Source organism: Cyclobacterium sp. 1_MG-2023 (assembly GCF_030546805.1).
Lineage (GTDB): Bacteria > Bacteroidota > Bacteroidia > Cytophagales > Cyclobacteriaceae > Cyclobacterium.
The window spans coordinates 1-5,412 of the sequence record NZ_JAUOPC010000036.1 but is presented as its reverse complement, the minus strand read 5'-3'; the positions used below and the strand labels follow the sequence as shown (position 1 = coordinate 5,412).

Here is a 5,412-nt window from a genome sequence, read left to right as displayed (position 1 = left end):
AGCTACCGGAGGCTGAGTCCAACATACGCTACAATGAACCGAAGTCTTACTTCGCATCATTGTAGCTTAATTGTTGTGGGTATGTGCTTTTTAATTTTCAAGGCTTTTATATGTTATCACATTTTCTCGGAACAAGTATGCTTCTGAAGAACCTAAATCTACCATTCGATTTAATATCCAAACATAGTCTTCTATAAGAGTTTTATCGTTTTTGATTTTAGAAATGTGATTGTAGAAAAGTCCTTTAATCATTCTATTTGATGAAACTGATGTCAATGATAATGAGGCAATGGGCTTTAATTTGAAAACATCTGTTAGCCAACTGATGCCCTCTGGTAAAAATTCTTTACCTCCAATTGTTGAAAAAACATTTATTACTGATGATGCATTGCTTATTCCTTTTTCAAGAAACATTTTTTTGTAAAACTCTTTTTTTCCATTCAAAACGTTCCAACTTTTTTCATTCGGGTTCCCTTGATAATCCCATAACAAATATCTAATGTCCAACAAAAGTTTTTGAATTAGTGGGTGTTTTCCATCACTTGGGATTAAGTCAAACAGAACTTCCCAAAGATTCCAAAAGTTGGTTTGTTGTAGTGAATATTTTGTTTGATCTATTTTTAAATTCCCGTTGTCATATAATTTCAATACAAAATAATCTAAAGTAGTATTTACAAATTGTAACAAATCGTCTCTTCCAAAACTTTGTCTTGGTGTATCTTTAGACAATGAATTGACCATCGTAGTTAAAACAGATTTTGAAAAATCAAAATTTGCCTCTAAAAATAAAGAGGCAAAGTATTGTTCAATGTCTGAAATTGATTCGTGATGAAATTGACGTGATTCTCTGTTCCTGTTATATGAATAATCTTCTTCTTTGGTTAAGTCACCAAGAACTATCGGCAATATGTGGTTTATGAAATCTGTAAATTCTTTATCTATTGTGTCGTAAGGTGTAATTACCAAAGCTCTTGCCAATAAATATCCCTCACTTTTTTCTAAACTTATTTCTGTTAGGTCTAACTTTGAATTTATGTCAGATGCAATTTGCTGAACAAATTCATTTTCCTTTTTCAGATTTTCTTCATCTTTATTGCCATAATGATTAGGGTTTGATTTTTTATAGTTTGAATATTTGATAAGTCCAAGCCAAACTCTTTTTGCTTCATCAGGAAATTGTTTGAAAAACACTTCCCTCACGTATTGTGTAATTTTATCAATCTCGTGGTCTGGAAACGGGGCGAATAGCATATAAATCATTGTTGCTATTATTCCGTTTCTATCGTCATCGTTATTTACATTCTGCATCAACAGATGGAAAGAAGATAATGCTATTTCCTTCTCCATTAAGTTAACACTCATATTTAGGCTATAATCTCTACTAAATGTATCTTGAAGAATAGAACCTATTGCATTTACTATAGTTTCTAAACACCAATTCTTCTGTTCTTCTGAAATATCATTAGAAAACTCACTTAAACCAACAATCGCAAGCGTTATTGGTTTACTAAATAGAATATCGAAATTTTCAGAATTAGAATAGTATTGATAGCATTCTGTCCATTTTTCAAAATTTATGCTTACCTCTTTTTTATATGCCTTTGAAATTATTCCTGAAAATTCGGCTGTTTTGTTTTGCTTGTCTATATAATCTTTGGACGATGCCAAATGTTCAACAACTTCTTTTTCGTATTTGGGTTGAACAACTAGTCCGCCAAGTTTTTCGTCATAGGGTTGAACTTCCCAATTCCTTATGTCGATTTCATTCAGTCGCTTTTTCCACATTAAATCATCATCTTTGATACTCGCTTTAAGTTTATCAAATAGATTGTGAATTTGTTGATTTAGTTTTCTAACATTAAACTGATAATTCACGATAAAATCGCCTAAACCTCTTTGGTATTGGTTTCTGTGAGGAAGTTGATTTGATTCCCAACGCTCCTTTTGGGCAAATGAAATCCGATTGTCCATAGGGGCAAGGACTGAACGTTCTTGAAGTGCACGGTTTAAATCCCAATCATAAAATTCTTTAACAGATAAAAGTGGCAACATTGCTTCTTCGACTTCTTCAGGATAAGCAATAGCAACGCTTGTTAAAACAGATAATGGGGCGACATTATTAGTGTTTTTAAGAACATAATCAAATATATACTTTAGATTTTCTTTGCTTACTTCAGACTTTCGTTTTGCCGTTTCTAATAGAAACTTTTCAAAACTCATTAGCAAAGATTCTAAAGCATAATTTGTAACACTTGAACCTCTGTATGCAGCCCACAATTCCCACGCTGCAGAAAGTTTTGTTTTCGTTCCGTCATTCTGTTCTAATTCAATGTGATGAATTTTATGTTTGTATTCACAATTAGCGCTTACGTAAAATTCAACCGAATAATTGATAAAATCTATGATGAACTTCAATCCAACGATAGGGTGAACCCACAATAAATTGTAAAAAGGTGTTTTGTAAATTCCCGAAGGAAAAAACGATTGTTTATCTCGTATTCCCCAACATTTCTCATCTCGCAAGGAGTTTCTTGATAAGAATCTAATTTCATCTGGATAATCAGATTCCTTTGGCGGTATATATTTCCAATTTTTCCAAGCTGCGTCAATAATCAATTCGGGCAATTCTATTATCAAACGTTGGTTTCCTATACCCGAAAGACAACTTTCAATTACATTTTTGTAAAAAGAATTTAATCTCCAAGATTCCCGATTTTCTTTATTGCTAAATGCTCTTGTAATAAGTTGTTTTATTTCTTCCTTTGAAATTGAAGCCAAGTCAAACAAAATTGAAATCAAATTTGATGATTTGTCTTTGGCATTTTCTTCTTGCCAAAAATCTTTTTCTTCTTCAATTTCTTTCAAATAAATTAGAACAATAGATTTTGACGCCTCTAATTCTGCGTTTTCAATTTTTTTGTATTGAAAAAGTAATCGGTAATACCAATCAGAAAGAAAATTGAGTATTGAAAGTTTTACTTGTTCTAATTGAGTAATGTTCTTTTGAATAAAAAACATTGCTTCTTTCCAACCCGAACCAATTGGCAAAAGTAAACTGCTGGTATTTGTGTTTTGGTCAGTTTCTTTGCAACACGTTTTTATAATATGTAAACACCTATTGAAGAAAGTAGCGTTGTCTTCAAGTAATTCTTTTTCAAAAGCTGTAAAAAATGAACTACTATTTTCGGATTTAAAAACTGCAATCAACAATTCATCTGCCCAATATTTTTCAATCGTTTTGTCGGAAAAAGTTGCTTTAATTAATTCATTTATCTTACTGCTGTTATCAATTAGATAATCTTCAATCCAAAGACGAAACGCTCGTCTAATTGCAGGTTCATTTCCTAAACTACTAAACAAACCTTGGGGCTTCGGATTTTCTTCAAACTTTGAAGAAACATATTTTACTAAAGCCCAATCTTCTAAAATATCGTGAGTAGGGGAATACTTTCTGTTGTTGTTTTCTTGAAATACGATTTCATCATTTTCTAAACAAGCGATTGCTTCCGCATCAGATTTATCGGGCTTTGTAAAGAGTTTCATTTCTTTCGCTCTCTTTACTGCAATTTCTTTAAACGCTTCTTCTCGTTTAATTGGAAGTCCGTTTCTTGTATTGGTTGAATCTACAACTAATGAGTTCCATAATTTATCTTTAAATTCAGTCAGAGAGACATTTGCGTAATCATCATTTGATTTACCAATTGCTAAAATTGAAAAGTCTAGATATTTAGGGCTTTGAAGTAACTTTTTTACTTTGTCGTTTTTCAGAATATTATGTAATTGTGGAAATTTTTCAGACACAAGTTTTAGTTCTGCCTCATTAAGCGTTGGAATATCAATTATTGTCGTTTCGTTCTTATTAATACCGAATTTTAATGTAATTAAGTCAATCGCATATTTCCGTGATGAAGCAATAATTTTGATTTCAGGATGTTCTTCAAGCAATGCTAGCAATTGTTTGAAAGCACATTCTGGGTCTGCTTCCAATAATTTTTCCAAACTATCAATGAAAATGATTTTTTCAGCGATAAGCGAAATACAAGAGAAAATATCTTGTATTGTTTCATTTACGCCTTGACTTGAAAAAACATTTGCAAGTGTAGATTCATTGAATTGGTCTGCTCTGAAAACAAACACACTGGCATTTGGAAAATCTTTTTGAATAATTTCTTTTATTTCGGCTGATTTACCAACACCGGGTTTTCCTGTTACGATCGTAAACTGAGAATCGCTTATCGCTTGCAATATATTTTCTCTTGCTTCAGTTCTTCGTAATTGAAATTCATTTTCACCTTTTCCGATTGAAGTTTTAATTGGTCTCAAAATTTCTTTGCTGTCTGACTTGAGCTTTTCAACCGCTTTGAAGAATGGACTTAATTGTGCATTGTCAAAATGCTGAAAGAAATCTTTGTCTTTGATACTTTCAAGTGTGGCACTTCCACCATCTTTGTTAAGTGTTGAGGCATAAGAAAAAATATTATTCCAAATTTCACTTTCTGTTGCAGTTGAATTTTTACTTCTACTTAACTTAATCAGATTAAAAAAGTAAGCTTTATCAATACTACCTTCGTGTAAGAAATCATATTCCAAGACATCAACGCATTTCAGAAATTCCCAAATCTCTTTGTCTGTTAAATCTGTGTTATTGTTCGCTTCTTTTAATACTGACCGAAAAACATCTAATCGCTTTTTCTTCGCTTTGATTCTGTTTACTTCTAAATGGAAATCTGTTTCTGTTGCGTGGTTTACCGCCCAATTAAAAAGGGATTTTAGATGATTTCTTTCGTCTTTCGTCAAACCATTTTTAACGACTAGGAGTTTATCTCTTGTTTTGTCAAAAATTGAAGTATTGTTGTAATCTTTCCAAAAAGCATTAATAACTTCTTTGAACTTATCATTGTCAGCGGTAAATGAAATATCGTGTTTTACCTGAACCAATAAACGGTGTTTTCCACTTGCTGATTTAGCAGTAGCCATAAAGTCATCAGTTTCATAGCCCCTATTGGTGACTTGCATCGCAACCTCTGATAGTTCACCTAAAGGAATACAAGGAACCTTACCACGAATGATAAGCGTGGTCATAAATGCGGTTTGAACGAGTTGTTCGAAGTTAGTACCTCCACCTCCTTTTTGAAATACGCTTCCCTTGTCTGACATATTATTCCCTTAGTTAGTAGTCTTATTTATATTAACTGAGTTTTTTTTGCATTACCCACAACGGCCATGGCTATGGCAAGTGCGGGATTTTGAAACCGCTTTCTTGTCTGCCTACCGTGATTTTGTTTAGTTGCAATATCTTCATTTTTAAGCAGTCAGCCCGCATTTGCTATAGCCGATGTTGAACTCAACCTCCGGTAGCTAAAGGTTTACCATTGGTATATTGCTCATCAACAAACTCTTATAATGATGAGC

The 5,412-nt window shown here is 32.6% G+C and carries 1 protein-coding gene; it reads right to left on the bottom strand.

Annotated elements, in window-relative coordinates; all coding sequences use genetic code 11:
- Nucleotides 1–90: 90 nt before the first annotated feature.
- A complete protein-coding gene (locus Q4534_RS23890) occupies nucleotides 91–5,157 on the bottom strand; it encodes an AAA family ATPase (protein WP_303615680.1) in 5,067 nt (1,688 codons plus the stop codon).
- Between the last annotated feature and the right edge of the window lie 255 nt (nucleotides 5,158–5,412).

Excerpts from the sequence above, each read along its gene's own strand:
- Q4534_RS23890 (WP_303615680.1), bottom strand. The coding sequence starts at position 5,157 with ATGTCAGACAAGGGAAGCGTATTTCAAAAAGGAGGTGGAGGTACTAAC.